General features: G+C 39.8%; 21 protein-coding genes. 1 reads left to right on the plus strand and 20 read right to left on the minus strand.

Features of this window, described 5'->3' with window-relative positions; translation table 11 throughout:
- Nucleotides 1–22: 22 nt before the first annotated feature.
- From liaX to FFM68_RS10315, 18 genes are all read right to left on the minus strand, one after another.
- Nucleotides 23–1,573 carry a daptomycin-sensing surface protein LiaX gene (gene liaX, locus FFM68_RS10230; RefSeq protein WP_137619241.1) on the minus strand — a complete coding sequence of 517 codons (1,551 nt, stop codon included), beginning with the start codon at nt 1,571–1,573 and terminating at the stop codon, nt 23–25.
- A gap of 273 nt (nt 1,574–1,846) precedes the next feature.
- Complete coding sequence (gene phoU / locus FFM68_RS10235) at nt 1,847–2,524, minus strand: phosphate signaling complex protein PhoU (RefSeq protein ID WP_137608677.1); 678 nt, start codon at nt 2,522–2,524, stop codon at nt 1,847–1,849.
- A 99-nt stretch (nt 2,525–2,623) separates the two neighbouring features.
- Complete coding sequence (pstB, locus tag FFM68_RS10240) at nt 2,624–3,379, minus strand: phosphate ABC transporter ATP-binding protein PstB (RefSeq protein WP_137619242.1); 756 nt, start codon at nt 3,377–3,379, stop codon at nt 2,624–2,626.
- A 170-nt stretch (nt 3,380–3,549) separates the two neighbouring features.
- Entirely contained in the window at nt 3,550–4,350 is an 801-nt protein-coding gene (pstB, locus tag FFM68_RS10245; RefSeq protein WP_137619243.1) for a phosphate ABC transporter ATP-binding protein PstB, read from the minus strand.
- 132 nt (nt 4,351–4,482) lie between these two features.
- Nucleotides 4,483–5,370: a phosphate ABC transporter permease PstA gene (gene pstA / locus FFM68_RS10250; protein ID WP_137619244.1), complete on the minus strand. Its 888-nt coding sequence runs from the start codon at nt 5,368–5,370 to the stop codon at nt 4,483–4,485.
- Nucleotides 5,363–6,295 carry a phosphate ABC transporter permease subunit PstC gene (pstC, locus tag FFM68_RS10255; RefSeq protein WP_137608671.1) on the minus strand — a complete coding sequence of 311 codons (933 nt, stop codon included), beginning with the start codon at nt 6,293–6,295 and terminating at the stop codon, nt 5,363–5,365. Before pstC ends, pstA begins: the two co-directional genes overlap by 8 nt.
- A 336-nt stretch (nt 6,296–6,631) precedes the next feature.
- Nucleotides 6,632–7,480 (minus strand): phosphate ABC transporter substrate-binding protein PstS, encoded by an 849-nt coding sequence (locus FFM68_RS10260; protein WP_137619245.1) that lies wholly within the window; start codon nt 7,478–7,480, stop codon nt 6,632–6,634.
- Between the two features lie 234 nt (nt 7,481–7,714).
- Nucleotides 7,715–9,163 carry a cardiolipin synthase gene (cls, locus tag FFM68_RS10265; RefSeq protein ID WP_137619246.1) on the minus strand — a complete coding sequence of 483 codons (1,449 nt, stop codon included), beginning with the start codon at nt 9,161–9,163 and terminating at the stop codon, nt 7,715–7,717.
- A gap of 60 nt (nt 9,164–9,223) precedes the next feature.
- A complete protein-coding gene (locus FFM68_RS10270; protein ID WP_137619247.1) occupies nt 9,224–9,658 on the minus strand; it encodes a GNAT family N-acetyltransferase in 435 nt (144 codons plus the stop codon).
- A 38-nt stretch (nt 9,659–9,696) separates the two neighbouring features.
- Nucleotides 9,697–10,017 carry a DMT family transporter gene (locus FFM68_RS10275; RefSeq protein WP_137619248.1) on the minus strand — a complete coding sequence of 107 codons (321 nt, stop codon included), beginning with the start codon at nt 10,015–10,017 and terminating at the stop codon, nt 9,697–9,699.
- Between the two features lie 281 nt (nt 10,018–10,298).
- Nucleotides 10,299–11,183 (minus strand): permease-like cell division protein FtsX, encoded by an 885-nt coding sequence (ftsX, locus tag FFM68_RS10280; protein WP_137619290.1) that lies wholly within the window; start codon nt 11,181–11,183, stop codon nt 10,299–10,301.
- Nucleotides 11,176–11,865, minus strand: a complete 690-nt coding sequence (gene ftsE, locus FFM68_RS10285) for a cell division ATP-binding protein FtsE (protein WP_137619249.1) — start codon at nt 11,863–11,865, stop codon at nt 11,176–11,178. The genes ftsX and ftsE overlap by 8 nt, the downstream gene beginning before the upstream one ends.
- A 98-nt stretch (nt 11,866–11,963) precedes the next feature.
- A protein-coding gene (gene prfB / locus FFM68_RS10290) for a peptide chain release factor 2 (protein WP_137619250.1) occupies nt 11,964–13,074 on the minus strand; the annotation gives its coding sequence in 2 pieces (ribosomal slippage) (nt 11,964–13,001 and nt 13,003–13,074; 1,110 coding nt in all).
- Nucleotides 13,075–13,260: 186 nt separating this feature from the next.
- Nucleotides 13,261–15,792, minus strand: coding sequence for a preprotein translocase subunit SecA (secA, locus tag FFM68_RS10295; protein WP_137619251.1), 2,532 nt, complete (start codon nt 15,790–15,792; stop codon nt 13,261–13,263).
- 262 nt (nt 15,793–16,054) lie between these two features.
- Entirely contained in the window at nt 16,055–16,600 is a 546-nt protein-coding gene (gene hpf, locus FFM68_RS10300; protein WP_137608663.1) for a ribosome hibernation-promoting factor, HPF/YfiA family, read from the minus strand.
- Nucleotides 16,601–16,740: 140 nt separating this feature from the next.
- Entirely contained in the window at nt 16,741–17,406 is a 666-nt protein-coding gene (locus tag FFM68_RS10305) for a ComF family protein (RefSeq protein ID WP_137619252.1), read from the minus strand.
- The gene (locus FFM68_RS10310) at nt 17,396–18,697 is read right to left on the minus strand and encodes a DEAD/DEAH box helicase family protein (RefSeq protein ID WP_137619253.1); all 1,302 of its coding nucleotides are present in this window, start codon (nt 18,695–18,697) and stop codon (nt 17,396–17,398) included. Before FFM68_RS10310 ends, FFM68_RS10305 begins: the two co-directional genes overlap by 11 nt.
- Before the next feature lie 198 nt (nt 18,698–18,895).
- Nucleotides 18,896–19,183, minus strand: a complete 288-nt coding sequence (locus FFM68_RS10315) for a DUF7662 domain-containing protein (RefSeq protein WP_137619254.1) — start codon at nt 19,181–19,183, stop codon at nt 18,896–18,898.
- Between the two features lie 99 nt (nt 19,184–19,282).
- Here FFM68_RS10315 and FFM68_RS10320 point away from each other — a divergent pair, with 99 nt between their 5' ends.
- Nucleotides 19,283–19,924: a YigZ family protein gene (locus FFM68_RS10320; protein ID WP_137619255.1), complete on the plus strand. Its 642-nt coding sequence runs from the start codon at nt 19,283–19,285 to the stop codon at nt 19,922–19,924.
- Nucleotides 19,925–19,933: 9 nt separating this feature from the next.
- On the opposite strand, the gene FFM68_RS10325 is transcribed toward FFM68_RS10320, so the two are convergent.
- Together FFM68_RS10325 and FFM68_RS10330 are read right to left on the minus strand one after the other, a co-directional pair.
- Nucleotides 19,934–20,638, minus strand: a complete 705-nt coding sequence (locus tag FFM68_RS10325; RefSeq protein WP_137619256.1) for a GntR family transcriptional regulator — start codon at nt 20,636–20,638, stop codon at nt 19,934–19,936.
- A gap of 205 nt (nt 20,639–20,843) precedes the next feature.
- The gene (locus FFM68_RS10330) at nt 20,844–25,085 is read right to left on the minus strand and encodes a 2-hydroxyacyl-CoA dehydratase (protein WP_137619257.1); all 4,242 of its coding nucleotides are present in this window, start codon (nt 25,083–25,085) and stop codon (nt 20,844–20,846) included.
- Between the last annotated feature and the right edge of the window lies 1 nt (nt 25,086).

A 25,086-nucleotide genomic window follows, 5' to 3' on the forward strand; every position in this document is an offset into this window, starting at 1 on the left:
AATCTTCCTTCCTTATTATTTCTTAGTTATCAATATCTTTCAAGAAAATACTACCAGTCGTTGTCGAAACATCAATCTTAGCCATTTTATCCGCTACTCGACGGAATTGCAGCAAACGATTTGTTTTTTCTTTTTTCTCTCTGATCACTTCATAGTCCGATAAGCGATCATTGATGCTGCCTAAACTTGTCTTAGCTAGTCCTTCTAGACCAATCGACTTATTCAATGAAACTTTAACATTCCCATTCACTGAGCTTGCTTTGATTTTTTGTAGATTATCATGGACTGCTGTCAACCGCACATCGCCATTGACTAATGAAATCCCATAATTTTGAATCGCAGCTTTTGTAGTGATACTGCCGTTGACTGTTTCGATGATCGAGTCTAAAATTTTACCTTCGCGAATTTCAATATTGCCATTAACACCTTGGATTTCAAGCATAGTCGCATTGATCTGTTTGAAGTTGATGTTGCCGTTTGTTGATTTCGCGTAAACATCTTTTGCATCCATTTCTTCAACGATCAAATCACCATTTAATAGTTTAACTGCTACATGATCATAGGTACGTCTTGGCAAGTAGAACGTCAATTCTGCTTGGACCCGTTTATTCGGAATTTGGAACGAGATGTGTTCATCATTCACTTCGATTTGGCTGCGTTCTAATAACGATTGTAATGGCGTTGCTTCACTCATTTTACCATAAAGTTTGATTTTCGCATCCACTTTGATTGCTGAATCATCCCAAGCCTTTAAGATAACTTTCCCATTGGCTAGTTTGATATCAATCAATGTCGGTTCAACATCTGTATATAAAAATTGATGTTCAAATTTAGATGTTACTAGTCCAGGAACTTTTACGTTGAAGTCTTTCCAATCAACGTTTTCTTCTACCGTATCAGAGACTGTCTTTAATGTCTTCTTCATTAAGCGGCCTAATTGGATTCCTGCTTCTCCTAATTTCTCGCCAACTTGTGTAAATGTTTCGCTTGCTTGATCTTTCAAATCGTCTGGAATATCAAAACGCGCACGGTTGCGTTCTTTGCGAGTCTCGCTTTGACTAGATTGTACATTTTTCAATTCTTCTTCTTGCTCAGCCACTTGTTCATCCAGCTCTTCGATTTGTTCTTTCAGCTCAGCGATTTCGTCTTCTACAGCCTCACGGATTGCATCATCTTCTTCAGACAAAGTATCCAATTCTTCTTTTGTGTCTAATTCCATCAAAACTTCTTCTTTTTCATGAAGCGCTGCACTTAATTCTTTTTTCTTTTGATTGATTTCATCGATATGTACAGAAATTTGGTTCGCTTCTGTCGCTAAATCATCGAAATAGGCTTCAAGTTCTTCCAAGTTCTGTTTTTCAGAACGAGCCATTTCTTCAGTGTCCGTTTCATTTTCCCATTCATCAACTAAATTCGTCGCTTGGTCACGGTGATAAGAATCTACTTTATCTGCTGCTTGTTTGATCTGCTCTTCATCTTTCGCCTTAGCCATGCTTTCTAATAAATCTAAACCTTCTTCAGTTGATAAAATACCTTTTTTCACTAATTCTAAAATTCGTTGTCTTTCATTCATAGAAATTGCCTCCTTCAAAAAGCAAATACATTACTTTTGTTTACATTCATATTATGCAATGTTTCTGAGCATTTGTCATAGGACTAAAGACCCATCTTTTTATCCGACTTCATAAAGAGTTGCTTCCTATTTTATTTGGAAAGAATCTAGCTTAAATGTCATCATAAGAATAGTTCAAAAATAATCATTGTTTCAACTAAAATGCATCCTATCGAAACCTATTTTTCAAGCTTGATTAAGAAAAGCCAGCTAGAATCTTCCAGCTGGCTCTTCTTAAAAAGTCTCATTACGATTGCTGTTTAACTCAGTGATCTTTCCTGTCGCCAAATAAACGATCCATTCGCAAATGTTGGTCACATAATCACCCACACGTTCTAAATAGCCGGCAACATGCAGATAGTCTGTCCCGCTAATAATCGTATCAGATTCTTTTTCCATTGTATTAGTGGTCATATCATAAATTTTTTGGAAATAATCATTTACCCGCTCATCCATTTTGGCGATCATCCGCGCATCTTTTTCATCCGTCTTTACATAAGCGATCAAGACATTGTCCACCATTTTTTTAACATAGTTAGACATTTCATTGATTTCTTTTTCAACTTCTAAAATACGTGGCAGACCTTTCAGGCGAATGGTCGATTTTGCGACAGATACCGCATGATCTCCCATTCTTTCCAAGTCAGAACTGGCTTTCATAATCGTGATGATCGTACGCAGATCCGTCGTGACCGGCTGTTGCAAAGCGATCATTTCAAAACTTTTTTTCTCTAGGCGGACTTCCATGTCATTGATCTCGATATCGTGATCGATGACCTCTTGCGCTATTTTTTTGTCATGGTCAATGTATGAGCGCACTGATTTATGCACGGCACTTGAGACCATCATACCCATTTCATAAAACTGGTTGTGAAGATTCAACAACTCTTCTTCAAATTGTGTACGTAACATCGTTGCCCTCCTTATTAATAGTCGTCTGTTGCTAGCACTGCTCTTCTTATTTATATTATCTAACTACCTGTTTTAATAGCAAGTTTTTTTTACTATATGCTAACCAAATTTTCCTGAGATATAATCTTCTGTCTCTTGTTTTTCTGGGGCTAAGAAAATCTTCTTCGTCTGATCAAACTCAATCAGTTCACCTTGCAAGAAAAATGCCGTGCGATCAGAAATCCGTGAAGCTTGCGACATATTGTGGGTCACAATGATGATCGTATAATTTTCTTTTAATTCCAGCAACATATTTTCGATTTTACCTGTTGATACCGGATCTAAGGCACTGGTAGGTTCATCCATTAAAATTACTTCAGGATTGACGGCCAACACCCGAGCTATACATACACGTTGCTGCTGCCCACCAGATAGCGACAATGCACTTTCGTGTAATTTGTCTTTGACATCATCCCAAACAGAAGCTGCTTTCAAACTTTCTTCAACGACTTGATCGAGTTTGTTTTTATCCTTCTCACCCTTTAATTTTAACCCATAGATAACATTTTCGTAAATTGAAAAGGGAAACGGATTCGGCTGTTGAAATACCATGCCGATTTCTTTACGCAAATTCACAGTATCTGTCTTAGGGCTATAAATATCTTTGCCTTTATACATGACACTACCAGTGATCGTTACTCCAGGAATCAAATCATTCATCCGATTCAACGACCGTAAATAGGTTGATTTTCCACAACCTGAAGGTCCGATCATCGCAGTGATCTCGCCTTTTTCAATTTCCATATCGATGCCCTTTAAGGCCTCTTTCTTACCATAATATAAATGAAGGTCTTTGGAAGTAATAATCTTCGACATTCAATTTTCTCCTTTTTCATATATAGGAATTGATTTTTCTAAAAAGAAAAATCAGTCTTATTTTCAAGCCGTATACCATTCCACTAGCTTTTTTATCTAAAATATTCCGCTTTTTTTCTAAGTTAGTTCAACTGTGCTTAACTGCAAAAAATGGAACTGGCAGCTGCTGTTTAACCAAAGTGTCCGGATACGTAATCTTCTGTCGCTTGGATCTTCGGACGGGTGAATATTTTTGCCGTTTCATCATACTCAATGACATGCCCTAAGTAGAAAAAGGCGGTGTAATCGCTGATCCGAGCGGCTTGCTGCATATTGTGTGTAACGATGATGATCGTATAATTTTCCTTTAATTGAACAAGTGTTTCTTCTACTGTCCCAGTTGAAATCGGATCTAATGCACTAGCTGGTTCATCCAGTAATAAAATATCCGGTTTCATAGCGATTGCTCGAGCGATACACAAGCGTTGTTGTTGTCCGCCTGAAAGTGCCAGCGCACTTTTATCTAGATTGTCTTTCACTTGATCCCACAAAGCGGCTTGTTTTAAGCTTGTTTCAACGATTTCTTCTAATTGCTGCTTGTCACGTAATCCATGTTGTTTCAATGCGAATGTGATATTGTCACGAATTGATTTGCTGAAAGGGTTAGGGCGTTGAAATACCATGCCGATTCGTTTGCGCATTTCATAAACATCGATATTTGACGCATTGACATCTACGTCTTTGTACATAATCTTTCCAGTTACACTAGCGCTTGCAATCCCATCATTCATTCGGTTTAACGACCGCAGATACGTTGACTTTCCACAACCTGAAGGTCCGATCAAAGCGGTGATTTTATTTTTTTCAAATTCTAGATCTACCCCTTTAATGGCTTCGTTATCTCCATAAAAGACATGCAGATCTTCTGTGTGTAAAGCAACTTCATCTGGCATTCTGATGATATTGCGTTCATCCCAATTGTATTCTTTCATTGAACTGCTCCTAATTCATTTCAAAGTATTCATTTTTATGAAAAATGAATCTGATTTCCATCATGTATCATTTCAAAAATCTATACTGAAACATCAAGTATTGTGATTCGAATTACTGATTCGTACGTTTGCTTATGATGAAGTCATTCTTTTATGCAGTCGATTGCCGAGTGCACGTGCTCCAAAGTTGAACAGTAAGACGGCTAAAATCAAGACAGCTGAAGCGCCGGCAGAAACGGCATTACCATCTGGCATAGTCCCCTCAGTATTGATTTTCCAAATATGAACCGCTAGCGTTTCTGCTTGGCGGAAAATACTTAGTGGACTCGAAACACTTAACGGGTTGAGATTCGTGAAATCCAAAGCCGGTGCACTTTGCCCAGCAGTGTAAATCAACGCAGCAGCCTCACCAAAAATTCGACCAGAACTCAAAATCACTCCTGTCAAAATTCCTGGCAAAGCATCTGGAACAACAATTTTAGTTACTGTTTCCCAACGCGACAAACCTAATGCTAATCCTGCTTCACGTTGTGTGTAATGGATTGCCCGCAATGACTCCTCAATGTTTCGAGTCAACAACGGCAAATTGAACAAGGTCAATGCTAACGCTCCTGAAAGAATCGAAAACCCATACCCAAATTGAATAACAAAGATCAAAAATCCGAATAGACCAACTACAACAGATGGCAATGAGCTTAAAATCTCAATCGAAGTCCGAATCAAATTCGTCACCCAATTTTTCTTCGCGTATTCAGATAAATAAATCCCTGCACCTAAAGAAATCGGTAAGCTGATGATCATTGTGATTAACAACAAGTAAACCGAATTGAATAATTGGATACCGATTCCGCCGCCTTCTTGATACGCTTTTGATGGCGAAGTTAAAAATTCCCAAGAAACATGCGGCAAGCCGCGAATCAAAATATAAAGTAATAGAAAAGCGAGGATCGCAACGATCAAACCAGAAATCGTATAAAGAATGCTCGTTGCAATCTTATCCGCGCGTTTTGCCTTATCCATTCGTTATGTCCCCTTTCTTTCCGATGTAACGAATCAAAATATTAAAGACTAATGACATGAATAATAAGATCAATGCCAATGACCATAAGACATTATTTTCCACAGTTCCCATGATCGTATTTCCGATTCCCATCGTCAGGATCGAAGTCAATGTCGAAGCCGGCGTCGTCAAGCCTGTTGGGATTAATGCTGCATTCCCGATCACCATTTGAATTGCTAAGGCTTCACCAAACGCGCGCGCCATTCCGAAAACAACCGCCGTCAAGATTCCAGGAACGGCTGCTCGCAAGACAACTTTATAAATCGTTTGCCAACGAGTACCGCCTAGCGCTAATGATGCTTCACGATAATGCCGCGGCACAGATTTTAAGGTGTCGACTGTCATGGTTGTAACGGTTGGTAAAATCATGACAAACAATACAAATGTTCCGGATAAAATTCCAAAACCAGTTCCGCCAAAAATTGAGCGAATGAATGGGACGATTACTGATAAACCAATAAATCCATAAACAACTGAAGGAATTCCTACTAATAGTTCAATAACCGGTTGCAGGAATTTTTGACCTTTCGTCGGAGAAATTTCCGTCATAAAGACCGCCGCACCGATCGCAAAAGGCGTCGCTACAATAGCGGATAAAAAAGTCACCATAAATGAGCCTAAAATCATTGGCAATGCTCCAACTAATGGCTTGCCATCTGGTCCTGTTGCACTAGGGTTCCATACTGTTCCGAATAAAAAATCAAATACATTGATTTTATCTACAAAAAAGGTCGATAATCCTTTACTTGCTACAAAATAGAAAATTGCTCCCACAACGAATACGATCAGCGCGATACAAATGAAACTAATCAAACGTCCTCGTTGCTCGATCCTTGCGCGTTTTGATTTCGTCGTAAGTGCTTTTTTTACATCTTCATTCTCCAAGGCCTACTCCTCCTGATTCCTTCTAACTAAATCCACTCGGTTTTTTACAAACCAACAAGCTTATTCTACCCATCGAAAATCAATTTACTTTTAATCTAGTGTAACGCTTCCATGACAATTGTAAAGAAAGTGTAAACCCGCTTCATTTATCAACGATTTTCCCCGCTAAAACTGCCCATGCGCTATTATCAATCAATGAATTTGAGAAGCAATTGCCGCTGTCTTTTCTAAAAGTATAACTAGCTTTTAAACAAAAAGCTGATATCCTGCTCATTCATTGATAGTCAAAATGACAAAAAAGGTTGCGACCTCAGCCGCAACCTTTTTGAACTATAATTAGTTGATTTGATTTCCTTGCCAATCACGTTCTACTTTCATATCTGAGATTGGGATATAACCAAGTTTTGAGACAACTTTTCCTTGAACTTCCTCTGATAACATGTAATCAAGAAAGTCTTTGACTAATTTGGTTGGTTCACCTTTTGTATACATATGTTCATACGCCCAGATTTTCCAATGATTGGTCGTGACATTTTCATCTGTCGGTTCGACATTATCAACATTCAACACCTGAACGTCTTTTGTTACATAAGAAAATGCAGTATAACTGATCGCACCAGGTGTATCCGTGACAATTTGGCGAACCATTCCGCTTGAGTCTTGCTCTTGTGCACGAATCGCTGTTTTTCCATCTAAAACCCATTGTTCAAAAGTTGAACGTGTTCCGCTACCAGTTGCTCGATTCAAGACAACGATTTCTAAATCTTTTCCGCCGAGTTCTTTCCAATTTTTGATTTCACCAAGAAAGATCTTGCGCAAATTATCTAATGAAATATTCGTTACACCGACACCTTTATTAACGATTGGAGTGATTCCCACTACGGCAACTCGATGATCAACTAATTTTTCTGCATCGATCCCACTTTTTTCCTCAGCAAAAACATCCGAATTACCGATGTCAACAGCACCTGATTGGACTTGACTGAGGCCTGTGCCGCTTCCACCGCCTTGGACATTGATGAATCTGCCAGGATTTTTACTTTGATATTCTTCAGCTACCGTTTCAACTAACGGCTGCAAAGCAGATGAGCCAACTGCTGTGATTGATTCACCGCGATCGATCCATTTTGAACAACCAGATAAAAACAAAAGAACTCCTAATAGGGGAATTAACCATTTTTTCATGAAAAATCTCCTTATTCATTTTTAAGTAATCATTTTTCAAAAGAAAAATGATGCTTATTTTCATGCCGTATACCATTCAACTATTCATATACAAATTTGTTTAGTTTAAAAAACTTGGTCCGTTTGATACCTTATTAAACTGCTAAAAGTTGAATGAACACCCTTATTCAATTTGAATTTGTTGAACAAGCTAGTTCATTTTATACTATCAAGCCATAAAAGCGCAAATGATTTTTATAAGAGCGGTGAAACTAAACGCGCGATGCCTTCTTTAAATTTGATGACTGTCCCACGCTGATCGTATTTTTCTTGGGTCAAGAGGTCAGATTTATTCGAATCTTTATAAAATTCTTCCCGCAGTTTTTCGGCAAACTTTGCGTCATAAACTAGTGTGTTGACCTCAAAATCGAGTTTAAAAGAACGAACATCAATATTAGCAGAGCCGACTGAAGCAATGCCTGCATCGATCACCATCGTTTTTGCATGAATAAATCCATTTTCATATGTTTCAATAATCGCGCCATATTCCAATAATTCTGCCGCAAATGAATACGTTGCCCAATACACCAAAAGATGATCGGGCTTATTAGGAATCTGCATGCGAACTTTGACTCCTGAAAGCAATGCTAATTTCAGCGCCTCATGGATCGAAGCATCCGGAATATAATATGGTGTTTGGATCAAAATTTCTTTTTTAGCCAAGTTGATCATTTTTAAGTAAGTTAATTTAATTTGTTCATGTTCACTATCCGGTCCACTGCTGACGATCTGCAAGGCAAGTTTTCCTTCTGAATGAATTTTAGGAAAATAATCCGGCTGATAAACAAGTTCATATCTTTGTTGTGAATTCCAGTCCATCAAAAAGCGGTTTTGTAACGTGTAGACTGCATGTCCACGGATACGTAAATGATTGTCGCGCCAATAACCAAATTTTTCTACTAAACCCAGATATTCATCGCCGACATTGAATCCTCCGGTATAACCGATTTCCCCATCGATCACGACAATTTTTCGGTGATTGCGGTAATTCATTCGAGGATTTAAGTAAGGCAAAAATAATGGAAAGAAAAATTCAACTTCGCCGCCTGCTTCGATCAAAGGGGCTAAAAAACGCCGATTGACTTGGGTAGATCCCCAAGCATCTAATAATAGCCTAACTTTGACTCCTCTAGTTGCGGCCGCCACCAATGCCGCTCTGACTTCCAGTCCTAAAGCATCCGCACGGTAAATATAATATTCCATATGGATATGATAATTCGCTTGATTGATATCTTCGATCAGTGCATCGAATTTTTCACGACCATCTGTATAAAGCAAGACCTCGTTGTTTGTCGTATATAAAGAACTTTCAAACATCGTCAGCATATAGATCAACTGCCGCGGATCCACTTGATTGGTCATCGGTTTTGGAAAAAGTCCTCGTGCCAAAGCACGTTGCTGCTGTTGGACCTCGACATTCATCCCGATTTTTGTCTGCATCTTCAAATCAAAAATACGTTCTTTAGAAATTCCTTTTCCAAAAAAGATATACAAAATAAAGCCGAGAATCGGAATAAAAGTCAATACCAATAACCAAGCCCATGTATTAACTGTATCCTTCCGCTCTCGAAAGACGATAATAACCGATAAAATCGTATTAATACCTAAAAAAAACAATCCTAAGTGCTCTGTCACAAAAGACATGTTTCCACACCCCTCCTACTAAAGGATAGCCGAGACGAAGCCGATTGTAAACAGACTGACTCAACGATTTATTGCCTGCAAAAACATTTCAACGTGCGGGATCCCATCTTCCAAATAAATTTCAGAGTTTTTTTTGAATCCAAACGAACGATAAAAATCAATCAAATACGCTTGTGCCGATATTCTAACCGGACGCTCTGGATAACGTTTCTCAATTTCTTTCAATGTTGTTGCAACGATTTCACGTCCCAGTTTTTGTCCGCGAAATTTTTTTGCTACCAAAACTCGACCAAAATGAATCTCGTCTCCTTCGGCCAAAATACGTGTGTATGCTTTCAATTCACCATTTTCTTCCAGCCAGACATGTAAAGCATGACGATCTGCTTCATCCACTTCTTGATAGGGACATGCTTGTTCTACAACAAAGACTGCGGTGCGCGCTTGTAAAATCGTTAATAATTCTTGTGGTGTTAATTCATCCGTTGACTTAATCATAGGGTCCTCCTAATTTTTTAGTTAGTAAATCAAAGTTATTAATGCCCGCTGGTAACTTTGATCCCAATAATTCCTACGATCAAAAGTACCACAAAAAAACTAGTCAGAAGGGACAAATGATCTTTGAAGAACAACATTCCGATAATGATCGAACCAACTGCACCGATTCCTGTCCAAATCGGATAGGCCAAACTCATTGGCAATGCATGCAAAGATTTCGCTAAAAAATAAAAACTTGCTATCATGCCGATTATTGTTAGGAGCGAATAATTTAATTTACTGAACCCTTCACTCAACTTCATCATCGTTGCCCAAAACATTTCAAATATTCCTGCCGTAACTAAAAATAACCATGCCATAATAACTATTTCTCCTTCACTCATCAAATTTTTCTGCTGTGATTAAATAAATCACCGATTGCTTACAATTGACACTGCACATTTCAATTATCAAAAAAAATAAGGGCACCAATTTCTTCACAGACCTACGAAATTGGCTCCCTTGCTCGGCAGCAGATGATTCAATTAATTGTTATTCTAGAACTTTTTTTCAAAAATGGCAAGCCGCTTTGACTAACCGATTTCTTCTATTTATTTTTGCTATTAAAAAACTTCTCCGAAAATTCCGGAGAAGTTTGCTTTTAGATCTTTAAAAAGCGGCGCATAGAAATAACAGAACCAATGGATCCAATCAAATAGCCGCCGACTGCTATGATGATATCTAAGACCCAAACGATTTGATTTGGACGCAACAGCGCTAGATTTGATTGCAATAAATAAGGTGCCGCCAATCCATAAACTTGTGAATAGCCATAAGTTAAGACTAAAATCGGGACGATCGATCCGATCAGACCAATCCAACCACCTTCAAGGAAGAACGGCCAACGGATATATCCATTTTTTGCACCAACCAAACGCATGATTTGAATTTCTGTTTTGCGTGAGATGATCGTGATCCGAATAGTATTTGAGATCAAGAAGATTGCTACAAAAACTAATAATGCTGCCGCTGCTAAGCCCCAAGTCCGTACAACTTTTGCCATTTGGATGATTCGATCAGCCGAATTCCCACCATAATTTGCTCGGAAGACATTTTGTAACTGGCTTGCTTCTCGTGTTACCGGACGAATGTATTGTGCATCAGTTGCTTGCACGACATAAACATCATACAGCGGATTGCTGTCGCCTTCGAACAGATCCCAAGCATCGCCCATTTGTTTTTGTAATTTTTTTAATTGTTCTTGTTTGCTGGAGAAAGTAACGTCATCTACATGATCGATTTCTTCTAATTCAGCTTTTAATTTCTTAACATCTTTATCTTTTGTACCAATATCGACGAAGACTGTCACCTCGACATTTCCTTCGACATCTTGAGCTAATTTTGTTGCATTCATGATCACAGCAAGGAAAATCCCTACCATCGTCAATGTAATCGTCACCGCGCTGACTGATGCTAAGGTCATCCAGCCATTACGTTTGACACTTTTGACACTTTCCAACCAGTGCCGGAAGAAATTTCTAATCATCAAACTCATATTCTCCTTCCGCTTCGTCCCGAACGATCAAGCCATTTTCAATCGCGATCAAGCGATGGCGCATAGTATCTACAATCGTTTTATTATGAGTGGCCATTACGATCGTAGTTCCTTGGTTATTGATCCGTTCCAATAGATGCATGATCTCCCATGAAGTATCAGGATCTAAATTCCCTGTTGGTTCATCTGCAATCAAAACTTTCGGTGTATTCACGATGGCGCGTGCGATTGAGACCCGCTGTTGTTCCCCACCAGATAATTCACTTGGGAAGACACGGACTTTGTGTTTCAAACCGACTAGATCCAAAACTTCCATCACACGTTTTTTGACTTCTCGCGGTTTGCGTCCGATAACTTGCATCGCATAGGCAACATTTTCATAGACCGTTTTGCGGGGCAATAATTTGAAATCTTGGAAAACGACGCCAATGTCACGGCGCAAATAAGGAACTTCCTTATTTTTGATTTTTAGTAAGTCATGGTTTACAACTTCTAATTTTTTGCCTGACGTCGCTTTTTCTTCACGATACATCAATTTGATGAAAGTTGATTTTCCGCTACCGGAAGGACCAACGACATAGACAAACTCGCCTTGCTTGATATGAACCGAAATTCCACGCACAGCAGTTGTCTTATTAGGATATTTTTTTGTTACATCCTGCATTTCAATCATGCTTTATCTCTCCAAATCCTCTTAAATTCTTTGTTATTATAGCATGCCAACATTGCAACTGGCTTGCATTACTTTACAATTTGATTTCATTTTCAAACTTAAGCATCTTGTGCTAGGCGCCATTTCAAGTACGCATCAATAAAAGGATCCAATTCTCCGTCCATTACTGCCTGGACATTTCCGGTTTCATACTCAGTGCGATGATCTTTTACCATCGTGTACGGATGAAAAACGTAAGACCGAATTTGCGAGCCCCAGCCGATTTCTTTTTGTTCGCCTCTTAAGTCAGCCGCTTCTTGTTCTTTTTTCTCGATTTCTAGTTGATAGAGTTTTGCTTTCAACATTTGCATCGCAGTCTCACGATTATGAAATTGTGAACGTTGTGCTTGGCTGGCAGCAACTGTACCGGTCGGTAAATGAGTGATCCGAACTGCTGACGATGTCTTATTGATATGCTGTCCCCCAGCTCCGCTAGCTCGATAAACATCGACTTTCAAATCATCTGGATTGATCTCGATCTCAATATTTTCATCTAGTTCAGGCATGACCTCAACAGAACAAAAAGAAGTATGCCGGCGATTGGCCGAATCAAACGGTGAGATCCGAACTAGGCGATGGACACCTTTTTCAGATTTTAAGTAACCATAGGCATTGATGCCCTTGATCATAAGCGTCACACTTTTAATCCCAGCTTCGTCTCCTGATTGATAGTCAATCGTCTCGACGGAAAAACCATGTTGTTCTGCCCAACGTGTATACATTCGCAGAAGCATCGAGCCCCAGTCTTGTGATTCAGTACCACCAGCTCCTGGGTGCAATTCCACAATCGCATTGTTTTTATCATAAGGATCATCTAATAGTAACGACAATTCAAAGCTGGAAACTTTTTCTTGTAATTGTAACAAGCGTTCTTCCAACTCTATTTGCAGATCCTCGTCAAAATCTTCTTGCTGGATGTCCCACATCACATTTAATTCATCTGTCTCATCGGCAATCGCTTGAAATTGATCATAAGTTTCTTTTATTGCATTGTTGCGATTAATCAAATTCTGCGCTTTTTCTGAATCATCCCAAAAATCAGGTGCGGTCATTTGATTTTCCGCTTCAGCAATATCTTCTTCTAACTGCTCGAGGTCAAAGAGACCCCCTGAAACTTACGACTTGTTCTTGTATCGTGTCTAACAAATTTCGGATTTCTGCGTTTTCCAAATCTTTTCCTTCTTTCTCATAGACAAAACGGAGTTGTCTACTCCATTAAAAATGACTAGCTTTTACTTTTTAGAGCAAACATCTATTGCAAGCAACTCTTGCTACTTTTTCTTGCAATTAGACTGGCAAAAGACGAGACATAGCAACTATGTCCCGTCCTAAAGGTTCATTTCTTCTTGTAAAGAATTATTGTTCCTTGCCATGGCAGTTTTTATATTTTTTACCGCTGCCGCATGGACATGGATCATTACGTCCAACTTTTTCAACATGAACCGGTTTTTGTTTGGTATGAGTCAAGTTCTCTGGATCGCCGTCCGCTTCAACTGGATGCTCTTGTTGATTTTGAGCGACTTGTTCCCGTTGAACATTTTGACGGATCTCCGCTTTCATGAACAGACGTGTCACTTCAAATTCAATCGCGCCGACCATGTCTTCAAACATTTTGTACCCTTCTGTTTGATATTCAACAAGCGGATTATTTTGTCCATATGCGCGCAGTCCTACAGATTGACGTAATTGATCCATCGCATCGATGTGATCCGTCCATTTTGTATCAACGACTCGCAAAATAACAACTTTTTCAAATTCTAACAGTTGTTCAGGACTTTGTAATTGCGATACTTTTGTATCAAAAACTTCTTTGGCACGATCGTATAGGTACGTTTTGATTTCTTCCGGTGTTTTGTCTGCAAGATCAGCTGTTGAAATAGAATCTTCATGAACCAATGTTGAACCAGCAAAATCGGCCAATGCTTCAAGATTCCAATTTTCTTTGTCTAATTGCGTGTGACTGTCTACCACTCGTGAAATCGTTCGACGTACCATATTCAATAAGTTTGGTGTTAAATCTTTTTCACCCATGATTACATCTTGACGCTGTTTATAGATGACTTCCCGTTGTTCCCGCATCACATCGTCGTATTGTAAAACATTTTTACGAGTATCGTAGTTGTTTCCTTCTACTCGTTTTTGAGCCGATTCAACTTGACGTGTCAGCATTTTGCTTTGGATCACAGCGTCTTCGTCTTCTACTTTCATTCGATCTAAGAAAGCTTTGATTCGTTCAGAACCAAATCGTTTCATCAAATCATCTTCTAATGACAGATAGAATTGAGAAACACCTGGGTCTCCTTGACGACCTGAACGTCCTCGCAGCTGATTATCGATTCGGCGTGATTCATGACGTTCAGTACCGATAACAGCCAATCCGCCTAACTCAACAACGCCTAGTCCCAACTTGATATCGGTTCCTCGACCAGCCATGTTGGTTGCAATCGTAACAGAACCTTTTTGTCCTGCATTCATAATAATCTCTGCTTCTTTAAAGTGATTCTTCGCATTCAAGATCTCATGGGGAACTTTTTCACGATCCAACATGTTTGAAAGTAGCTCTGATGTTTCAACGGCAACTGTACCGACTAAAATCGGTTGCCCTTTGCGATGGCGTTCTTTGATGTCTTGTACTACCGCATGGAACTTGCTTTCTAATGTTGGGTACAATAAATCAGAATGATCTTCGCGAATAACTGGACGGTTCGTTGGAATCTGAATCACTTCGATGTTATAAATTTCACGAAATTCTTCTTCTTCTGTCTTGGCCGTACCGGTCATCCCAGCTAATTTTTTATACATCCGGAAATAGTTTTGGAAAGTGATCGTTGCCATTGTTTTCGTTTCGTCTTCGATCTCAACGCCTTCTTTGGCTTCGATTGCTTGATGCAAGCCGTCAGAATAACGACGACCATCCATGATCCGTCCGGTAAACTGATCAACGATCAAGACTTTTCCATCTTGGACCACATAGTCAATGTCACGAATCATAATAAAAGTTGCGCGCAACGCTTGATCCAAGTGGTGCGTCAACGCCGTATTATCTAAGTCATACAAATTTTCCAAACCGAAGTTTGCTTCTGCCTTTTCGATTCCTTGTTCAGTTAACCCAATCGTTTTTGATTGAATATCGATTTTAAAATCTTCATCTTCTTTCAAACGTTTCACGAAATTATCGGTCCGCGTATAAAGTGCTGTAGATTTTTCAGCCGCACCGGAGATAATCAACGGTGTCCGTGCTTCATCAATCAAAATCGAGTCTACTTCATCGACAATCGCATAGTTCAATGGCCGTTGGACCATTTGATTTTGGTAAACCACCATGTTGTCGCGCAAGTAGTCGAACCCTAATTCATTATTCGTACTATACGTGATGTCGCAAGAATACGCTGCACGTTTTTCATCTGCTGTTTTTGAATTGATATTTAAACCAACGCTCAATCCTAAAAAGTTATACAAGTCGCCCATTTCATTTGAGTCACGTGTTGCCAAATATTCATTGACCGTTACTACATGGACCCCTTCGCCAGTTAAAGCATTCAGATAAACAGGCATCGTTGCTGTCAGCGTTTTTCCTTCACCTGTTTTCATTTCAGGGATATTACCATCGTGTAAAACGATTCCTCCCATTAATTGAACATGGTAAGGGTACAGACCTAAGACCCGTTTTGCTGCTTCACGAACTACTGCAAAAGCTTCTGGCAATAGTTCATCCAGCGTTTCGCCTGCTTGATAGCGACCTTTGAATTCATCAGTCTTGCCCCGCAATTGTTCATCTGACAATTTTTCCATGGCGTCAGAAAATTCTTCAATTTTATCAGCGATCCCGCTCAATCGTTTCAATTCTTTTTTATCATTTTCAATCATTCGTCTCAGAAAGTTTGCCATTCGTTTATCTTACTCCTTTAGTTCTTTTCATTTTCTATTTTTTGATAGAAACCCGCTAGTATATTTTAGCATTAGTCTTTAAGAAAAGAAACTTCTCATAACGAATAAAGCACGACTTATACAATGATTAAGCTTTTTTTTGCTCTTTAAGTAGTAAAAAGATAAAAAATAAACGCGTTAAAAAAATTACTCTGTCATAAAAATTGATTTTCAAGGCAATAAAAAAACCTTCCAACATCAGTTGGAAGGTTTTGATTTATTCTTAGTCGGTTTCGATCAGACCATATTTTCCATCTTTACGACGATAAACAATACTTGTACCATTTGTTTCAGCATCTTCAAAGATAAAGAAATTATGTCCTAGCATGTTCATTTGTAAAACGGCTTCTTCGCTGCCCATTGGTTTCAATGATAAGCGTTTTGTGCGGACGATCTCTAATTCAGATTCTTCTGATTCTTCCGCATTTACTAGCACGTCTACTTCACGTTCAGGTACGCCTGTTTCACGAGCTTTACGATTAATTTTTGTTTTGAATTTGCGGATCTGACGTTCTAATTTATCCACAACCAAATCAATACTTGCATATAAATCTGGTGAAGTTTCTTCCGCCCGAAGAACCAAGTAAGGTAATGGAATCGTTACTTCAACTTTTGCCGTTTTTTCTGTATACACTTTCAAATTGACATAAGCAGTCGCATCCGGAACATCAGTAAAGTAGCGTTCTAACTTTCCTACTTTCTTTTCAACGTAACTGCGGATAGCTTCAGTAACTTCGATGTTTTCTCCACGAACATTATATTTGAACATACGTATTGCCCCTTTCGTCTTGCCAACTGAAGATAGGAGGAAGGACCACTCTTTCCTCTTCTTCTTAACTCTATTATAGCGAAATCTCATTTTTTTGCAAAGTAAATCGCTATCAATTTTGCGAACATAAATAAAGCATTTCACCGAGCAAAAGTCAAGCTTTTCACTGTTTCAGCTCCATTTTTATAAAGCAATTCTGCTCCATGGAACAACGTTCGGCCTGTCGTGTAGACATCATCGATTAATAAAACTCTTTGATTTCTAATCTTTTCACTTTCCACATTCAGTTTGAATGGTTGTGCCATCAACAAACGTTCCTCACGAGTTTTTTCTGATTGCGGGGATAACTCTTTGCGCTGCAACAGCATTTCAAAAGGTACCTTCGTCAACGCTAAACACGCACTAACTTGATTGAACCCTCTTTGCTTGAAGCGTTCTTTAGAAAGGGGCAACGGGCAAATTAAGTAGCCTCGATACATTCGTAATGCCTGTTTAAGTTCTGTTGCAAACGCTCCCCGCAAACGATAATCACCGGTGAATTTATACGCTTCAATCCATTTACGAAAGCCTTCGTCATATTGATACAAACTTTTATTATTTAAAACAAATCCGGATGTCTGCTGCCACTTGCGACAATCCCGGCACAGTTTGACGGAATTTTTACGTCCGCAGCCCACACAAGCCGTAGCGTGATCGATTTTTGTAAATTGTTCCTCACAATGATAACATCTTAGACTTGCAGAACAAAACAACTCGCGCAAGGTGAGATTTCGGATCAATTCTTTTTGGCAACAACTACATCTCATCGATCAATCCTCGCGACAGCGCCTGACGATTGTTTTCTTTGATCTCATTGATCGCCGCTTGGATCGCTGCAGTTTGTTCACTAGTAACAAAAATGACCTCAGCTTGATTATACGTCCCTTTCCGATCTGCCCGACCGGCCATTTGGACGAGTGCCGCCTTTTTAAAGATTCGGTGAGCCGCTTGTAATACAACCACCGATACATGTTCAAAGGTTACTCCCCGTTCGAGAATCGTCGTCGCCAAAAGTAATTGGTATTTTCCCGCCCGCATATTTTCAACTTTGATCAGTCGTTCTTGATCTTGTGAAAAAACTGTCGTTAGCCGCACTGGAAATTCCTGCGAGATGCATGCTGCCATTTTTTGTAGCAATGAGATATTGGGACAAAAAAACAATACATTATTTTTTTCTAATAACGCAGCTAGCTTAGCTAAAATATTTTTAGGCAAACGACCAACCTGCAACTGTTTTTCTAATCGCCAAGAAAAAAAGACTTGCGGGACTGGCAAACGACGCCGATGATAGCGAGCCGGCAAATAATACAGGCGATCAACTGTCTGTTTTAACATTTCGGCTGGAGTTGCACTTAAATAGATGCGCTTGCCTATCGGTTTTTGAGCATGATTTACTGCGCGTTGCAGCAAAGGATCTTCTGTGTAAGGAAACGCATCCACTTCATCAACGATCACCAGATCAAAATACTGGTGATAACGTAAAAGCTGGTGGACAGTACAAACGACAAAGCTATCTCCAGCAGTTTTACGTTCTTGACCATGAAAGAGACTAATTTTTTCTTTAGGGAATGCTTGGCGAAAGCGAAGGAACAACTCGTTACAAACATCTACTCGTGGTGAAGTTACCGCGACTCGTTTTCCTTGTTCAAGCAGCTGTTGCAGTAACGGAAATAACATTTCCGTTTTTCCCGCTCCCGTCACAGCCCAAAGCAGAAAAGTTTGCGCCGTTGCTTGATCTTGGATGAGGCAGTCAGCGATCTCGCGTTGCGGTTCAGAGAGTTTGCCTTTCCAGACAAGAATTGTTTTTTTCGTCGGTAATTTTTTTGCTGGGAAATAATAAAGAAAGGATCGGCTGTCTATTCGTTTCAATCCTAAGCAAAAAGGACAATAGAAAAAGCCGGCGGGTACTTTTTGATAGGAAACTTCACCACAACGATGACACAACCAGCCGGATTCCTGCTCCGTCATCGCCGGAATTTTCTTGGCGTGACTCAAGTCTACTTGCGGATAAAAAGCTTGCCACTCTTTTTTCAATAATCGCTGACCTGTGATTTCCATCAGTACATTTCCCTCCTTTTCAAAAAGATACGCAAATTGTCAATCCTTCTTTTTACTTATTAAAAAAATCGACTCACTGCACCTAAGCAAAACGATCTTAGTTTTTTCTAACTCACGTGCACAACGCAAAAAAAATTGTGACAAGTTTTTGTCACAACTTCTTTGTCTGTCTTATTAACTAAATTAGTACACTGCTAGCTAGAACAACCAACTTGCTTTCACTAATTTGTTGAAGACCACATATTCTTTATCAAGATTGACCTGAACAACTTCATAATTTGCGTTCAACCAGCCATAAGCGCCTTTTTCCGGATGGCGATAATCATTCGCCCACCAGTCAAGATCTTGCCGTGCTGTCTGCGGCAAGCCACTGCGGGGAAACAACAATTCATCAAATTGAGTAAAGGTCAGTGTAACTTGTGAGCCGTTATTGCTTTTCAAATAATGAGTGATCCCATCATATTTTTTTGTGCGTGTCACGCTCATCCCTCGCCTTCAAACAGATTCCTGTTCATAAACATTTAGTTGAAACCTGCCCCGCTTTTCTCCTATACTAAGAAGAGAAAAATAAAGCGAGGCAAAATTATGCTGCAAAATTATCGTACGATCAAAGAAGACCACCAATACGAAATCGAAATCAAAAAATCACACTTCATTTGTTTTTTAAAACGAATTGCTTCTGAAGAAGAAGCAAAAGAGTTCATCCAATACATCAAAAAGGAACATTGGAAAGCCAATCATAACTGCAGCGCCTTTGTTTTAGGCGACCGCAATGAAATCCAGCGCTCTTCAGATGACGGAGAACCTAGCGGAACTGCTGGGGCTCCTATGTTAGAAGTCTTGAAAAAGAATGAGTTGATCAATGTTTGTGCCGTCGTTACGCGTTATTTTGGCGGAACCAAACTTGGGGCCGGCGGATTGATCCGGGCTTATTCTGGCGCAGTCGCTCAAGCAATCGCTGATATTGGTATCGTAGAAGGCCGACTGCAGCAAGAAGTTTTCGTCCAAATAGATTATGCTAACTGGGGCAAGATGGAACACTTCATCACTAATGAAAAAATTGCGGTTAAAGAGACCCAGTTCACCGATCAGGTCATTGCGACTTGTCTAGTCGATGAAAATCAGCTCATAGCTTTTGAAGCTCAAGTCACAGATCTATTAAATGGCCAAGTTAAATTTGAAACTGGCGCCGTCTTATACCATGAACAACCAATCCAAGAAGCCTAGCTTCTTGGATTATTTTTCTAAATAAAATTCAAAACGGCTGCCGACATATTGGGTGCGCACATATTCGAAAGGACGACCGTCAGTAAGATAGGAAATTTGACGCAGCCGCAAAATCGCATCGCCGCGTTTTACCGCCAAATATTCTGCGATTTGTTCTGGCGCTAAAATCGCTGAGACTGTTTGATTGGCATGACCGATTTCGAATCCTTTTTCTTGCAAACTATGATAAAACGATTCCGTAATTTCTTCTTTACTGAACCCTTCGATTAGTTTGGCAGGAATACTTGCGACTTCAAAACAAATCGGAACATCATCTGCATACCGGATCCGTTCCATTCGTAAAACTTGCTCGCCTTTTTCCAAGCTCAATTTTTCTGCTTCACTAGAACTGGCACGTGAATGAAAAAAGGAGATCGTTTTGCTAGACGGAACTTTTCCAAGAGATTCCATAATATCGGTAAAACTTGTTGTTCCAGTCATTTTTTCTTGAACTTTTTTACTTGCTACATAAGTCCCTGAACCGATTTTCCGATCTAAGATTCCTTCATCAGACAATGTTTGGATTGCTTGGCGGAGAGTCATCCGGCTTACGCCGAATCTCAATGATAATTCTCGTTCAGAAGGCAGGCGAGCGCCAACTTTCCATACGCCGTTTTCAATTTCATTTTTTAACTGATCATGTATTTGAATATAAACTGGCACTTGATTCGCCACATTTGTCACCTCGATTAATTTTCTTCTATTATAACTGGTATATACCTAATGTACAACAATAACCCTGTGAATATTTCCTTTATCCTTTTTTCAACTTCCTTAACAGCTCATTCATGCCCAAACATTATTCGTTTTCGTACTGGAAACACTTAGAGAAATAACTAGAAAAAAAGAGCAGACCCATTTAATTGGTCTACTCTTTCAATCAGTTTTTGATTTCTGCTTTTAATTGTTTGTTGGCAGTCGCCATCATCAAGCGGATCCGATTCAATTGATTGACGATCGAAACCCCTGGGTCATAATCGATCGCTGCAATATTTGATTTTGGATACTGGTGGCGCAACTCTTTGATTACCCCTTTACCGACCACGTGATTTGGTAAACATCCAAACGGCTGCATGCAGACGATATTATTGACGCCATTTTTCAATAGATCAATCATCTCACCAGTCAAGAACCAGCCTTCACCTGTATGATTTCCGATCGAAAGAATCTTGCCGGCATCTTCAGCCAATTGATAGATCGAATGAATCCCTGTAAAGCGTTCAGAAGCACGCAACGCTTTATCCATTGGTTTTTCGACCACTTCAATCAATTTGATCGCCATTTCTGCGATCGTTTTATTTTTTTTCGGCATGCCCATATTGTCATATTTCCAAATTTGATTGTACAAAGAATAATTCATGAAACCGATCAAGTCAGGTACGACTGCTTCAGCACCTTCTGCTTCAAGCAAACGAACGATATCATTATTAGCTGTCGGCGAATATTTAACTAAAATTTCACCAACGATACCGACTTTTGGTTTCACTTCATTAGAAATTGGAACAGTATCAAAGTCCTTGATAATTTTTTTCATGTTGCGGTTAAACGTAGTTAGCGAGCCGCTCCGAACATTACTTTCTACTTTTTTCAGCCACTCTTCATGCAAAGCATCGATTTGACCTTTTTCTAGTTCGTAAGGACGTGTCCGATAAACGAGCCGTTCAAATAGATCCCCATAAAGAATCGCAACAACGATTCGTTTTAACATCGGCAATGTGTATTTAAATCCCGGATTGCTTTCTACACCTTTGTTTCCTAGTGAAACAGAGACAACGGGTACTTGTGAGAACCCTGCATCATTCAACGCTTTTCTCAGTAACGGGATATAGTTTGTTGCGCGACAGCCGCCGCCGGTTTGGCTCATCATCACACTCGTATTTTCTAAATCGTATTTTCCGCTTTGCAAGGCTTCAACCAACTGACCAATCGAGATGATTGCTGGATAACAGGAATCATTATTGACAAATTTTAGACCGACATTGATTGCTTCACGATCCATCGCTGGCAGACAAACAACATTGTAACCAGAAGCTTCCAATGCAACATCAAACAAACCGGACTGATGGATTGGACTAAGCATTGGTAAAAGCAAAGTATGTTTTTTGCGCATCTCTTTAGTAAAGACGATTTTTTCTGGTTCTTCAAAACGTTGGACCGGTTCAAAATTCGATTTCTCCCGTTCGTTAACCGCAGCTTTTAAAGAACGCAGACGAATTCTGATTGCACCTAAATTGGACCCTTCGTCGATTTTCAAAACGGTGTAGATCTTACCGTATTGATCCATGATTTCTTCTACTTGGTCCGTCGTTACTGCATCTAGCCCGCAACCAAATGAATTTAGTTGGACTAGTTCAAGATTTTTTGATTTGGCTACGACACGAGCAGCTGCATATAGTCGAGAATGGTAGACCCATTGATTGACTACACGAAGATTGCCGACATCGCCTAAATGAGAAACGCTATCTTCTGTTAATACGTGGAATCCTTCTTGCGTGATCACTTCAGCGATTCCGTGATTGATCTCAGGATCCAAATGATACGGACGACCAGAAAGAACGATTCCGCGTTGCCCTTTTTGATTGAGCATCAATAAGGTTTCTTCCCCTTTTTGCCGGACATCTGCTTTGAATTTTTCTAATTCTTCATAGGCATGATGCAACGCTTGGTCGATCTCTGCTTGTGTAATCCCTAAATCTTGGAAACAACGACCAAGAACTTTAGCAACAGAAGCTTCATTGGCTAAATTCAAATATGGATTACGATAATCCACTTTGCCATCGCGAATATCATCCACATTGTTGCGAATCACATCAGGATAACTTTGAACGATTGGGCAGTTGAAATGATTATCCGCATCTTTTGATTCTTCTCGTTCAAATACGACTCCAGGATAAAAGATCATCGGTACGCCGCTATCGATCAAGGCTTGGATATGTCCATGAGTGATTTTCGCTGGATAACAAGCCGTATCGCTCGGAATTGTTTCCATTCCTTGTTCATACAATGCTTTGTTGGAACGCGGTGACAACTTCACTCGGAAACCCAAATCGCTGAAGAAGGTATGCCACAACGGATAATTTTCATACATGTTCAAGACCCGTGGGATCCCGATCTCGCCGCGGACGGCATCTTTTTTGCGTAATGGCCGATATTTGAATAAGCGGCGGTATTTATAATCCACTAAATTGACTTTTTTATCTTCACGTTTTACTTTGATTTGAGCGCCGCGTTCGCACCGATTTCCGGTAATAAATTGGCGTCCATCTGAGAATAACGTTACCGTCAGCATACAATTATTTTCACATAACCCGCAATGAGTAAATTCTTTTTCAGCCGTAAATGTATCGATTTCTGCTAAAGAAAGTGTTTCGGTCGTTTCGCCGATTTCATAATCTTCCAAAGCAATTAACGCCGCTCCAAAAGCCCCCATTAAACCAGCAATCGATGGCCGAACAACTTCCCGACCGGAAACAACTTCAAATGCCCGTAAAACTGCTTCATTATAAAATGTTCCGCCCTGACAGACGATTTTCTCACCAAGTTCTTCAGGACGCCGAACTTTGATTACTTTATAAATCGCATTCTTGATGACAGAATAAGACAAGCCGGCAGAAATATCGCCAACTGAAGCCCCTTCTTTTTGAACTTGTTTTACTTTAGAATTCATAAAGACAGTACAACGTGAACCTAGATCAACCGGTGCTTTTGATTTCACTGCCGCCTGTGCAAAATCTTCTACATTATAATTCAACGATTTTGCGAATGTTTCAATAAACGAACCGCAACCGGAAGAACATGCTTCGTTTAATTGGATTGAAGACAAGGCGCCGTCTTTGATCGTCATTGCTTTCATATCTTGTCCGCCGATATCTAAAATAAAATCGACCCCAGGTTGAAAATAATTTGCCGCTTTATAATGGGCCATCGTTTCAACTTCACCAATATCGACTTTCAACGCATTTTTAATCAACTGCTCCCCATATCCCGTAACAGCTGCTTTTCCGATAAATACGTTTTCTGGTAGCTTCGTATACAGGTCTTTTAAGACTTTCATGGTCGTCTCTAACGGCTGCCCTTGATTATTACCATAAAATGAATACATCAAGTTGCCATTATCATCGATCAGCGTGACTTTAGTAGTCGTTGAACCAGCATCAATCCCTAAAAAGGCGACCCCTTCATGTTCAGCTAAATCTTTTTCTCTGACTTGCGCCTGACCATGACGCATCCGAAATTCGGCTAACTCCGCTTCATCTTTAAATAATGGTTCAAGTGTGTCTGAAGGTGCTAAATGTCCTTCATCGGCAGTTAGTAAACGATGCAGCAAGCCTTCTAATGAAGTCATTTCTGCTTCTTCTGAATAAAAAGCCGCTCCCATCGCTACAAAAAGTTGCGGATTTTCTGGGAAGATCACATTTTCCGGCGCAATATTTAATGTTTCAATGAATCGCTGGCGCAATTCAGACATGAAAAATAGCGGTCCTCCAAGAAAAGCGATGTTTCCTTTGATTTTTCGTCCAGCGGCTAAACCTGCAATCGTTTGATTAACGACCGCTTGAAAAATACTCGCTGCGATATCTTCTTTCGCTGCTCCTTCATTGATCAACGGTTGTACGTCGGTTTTTGCAAACACACCGCAACGAGAAGCGATTGGATAAATCGTTTTATAGTTTTTAGCTAATTCATTTACGCCATTAGCATCCGTTTTCAATAAGACGGCCATCTGATCGATAAACGCGCCCGTCCCACCAGCACAGCTCCCATTCATTCGCTGCTCTAACGAACCTTCAAAAAAGGTGATTTTTGCATCTTCTCCACCTAATTCAATAACTACATCGGTCTCAGGAATAATTTCTTCGACTGTGCGTGTACACGCGATTACCTCTTGCACAAAAGGAATCGCCAATACATCGGCCAACCCCATTCCGCCAGAACCTGTGATACTCATCGTCATTTCTTGATCACCAATGACTGTTTCTGCTTCTCGCAAGATACGTTCTGTGGCATTTTTCACATCTGAAAAGTGACGTTCATACTTCGCAAAAAGACTTTCGTTTTGTTCATTCAAAATGACCAACTTGACGGTTGTAGAGCCAACATCAATCCCTGCTCGTAATGCCATA

This window comes from Enterococcus xiangfangensis, assembly GCF_005405365.1.
Classification (GTDB): Bacteria; Bacillota; Bacilli; order Lactobacillales; family Enterococcaceae; genus Enterococcus_A; species Enterococcus_A xiangfangensis.

Excerpts from the sequence above, each read along its gene's own strand:
- liaX (WP_137619241.1), bottom strand. The coding sequence starts at position 1,573 with ATGAATGAAAGACAACGAATTTTAGAATTAGTGAAAAAAGGTATTTTA.
- phoU (WP_137608677.1), bottom strand. The coding sequence starts at position 2,524 with ATGTTACGTACACAATTTGAAGAAGAGTTGTTGAATCTTCACAACCAG.
- pstB (WP_137619242.1), bottom strand. The coding sequence starts at position 3,379 with ATGTCGAAGATTATTACTTCCAAAGACCTTCATTTATATTATGGTAAG.
- pstB (WP_137619243.1), bottom strand. The coding sequence starts at position 4,350 with ATGAAAGAATACAATTGGGATGAACGCAATATCATCAGAATGCCAGAT.
- pstA (WP_137619244.1), bottom strand. The coding sequence starts at position 5,370 with ATGGATAAGGCAAAACGCGCGGATAAGATTGCAACGAGCATTCTTTAT.
- FFM68_RS10260 (WP_137619245.1), bottom strand. The coding sequence starts at position 7,480 with ATGAAAAAATGGTTAATTCCCCTATTAGGAGTTCTTTTGTTTTTATCT.
- cls (WP_137619246.1), bottom strand. The coding sequence starts at position 9,163 with ATGTCTTTTGTGACAGAGCACTTAGGATTGTTTTTTTTAGGTATTAAT.
- FFM68_RS10270 (WP_137619247.1), bottom strand. The coding sequence starts at position 9,658 with ATGATTAAGTCAACGGATGAATTAACACCACAAGAATTATTAACGATT.
- FFM68_RS10275 (WP_137619248.1), bottom strand. The coding sequence starts at position 10,017 with ATGGCATGGTTATTTTTAGTTACGGCAGGAATATTTGAAATGTTTTGG.
- ftsX (WP_137619290.1), bottom strand. The coding sequence starts at position 11,183 with ATGATTAGAAATTTCTTCCGGCACTGGTTGGAAAGTGTCAAAAGTGTC.
- ftsE (WP_137619249.1), bottom strand. The coding sequence starts at position 11,865 with ATGATTGAAATGCAGGATGTAACAAAAAAATATCCTAATAAGACAACT.
- secA (WP_137619251.1), bottom strand. The coding sequence starts at position 15,792 with ATGGCAAACTTTCTGAGACGAATGATTGAAAATGATAAAAAAGAATTG.
- hpf (WP_137608663.1), bottom strand. The coding sequence starts at position 16,600 with ATGTTCAAATATAATGTTCGTGGAGAAAACATCGAAGTTACTGAAGCT.
- FFM68_RS10305 (WP_137619252.1), bottom strand. The coding sequence starts at position 17,406 with ATGAGATGTAGTTGTTGCCAAAAAGAATTGATCCGAAATCTCACCTTG.
- FFM68_RS10310 (WP_137619253.1), bottom strand. The coding sequence starts at position 18,697 with ATGGAAATCACAGGTCAGCGATTATTGAAAAAAGAGTGGCAAGCTTTT.
- FFM68_RS10315 (WP_137619254.1), bottom strand. The coding sequence starts at position 19,183 with ATGAGCGTGACACGCACAAAAAAATATGATGGGATCACTCATTATTTG.
- FFM68_RS10320 (WP_137619255.1), top strand. The coding sequence starts at position 19,283 with ATGCTGCAAAATTATCGTACGATCAAAGAAGACCACCAATACGAAATC.
- FFM68_RS10330 (WP_137619257.1), bottom strand. The coding sequence starts at position 25,085 with ATGGCATTACGAGCAGGGATTGATGTTGGCTCTACAACCGTCAAGTTG.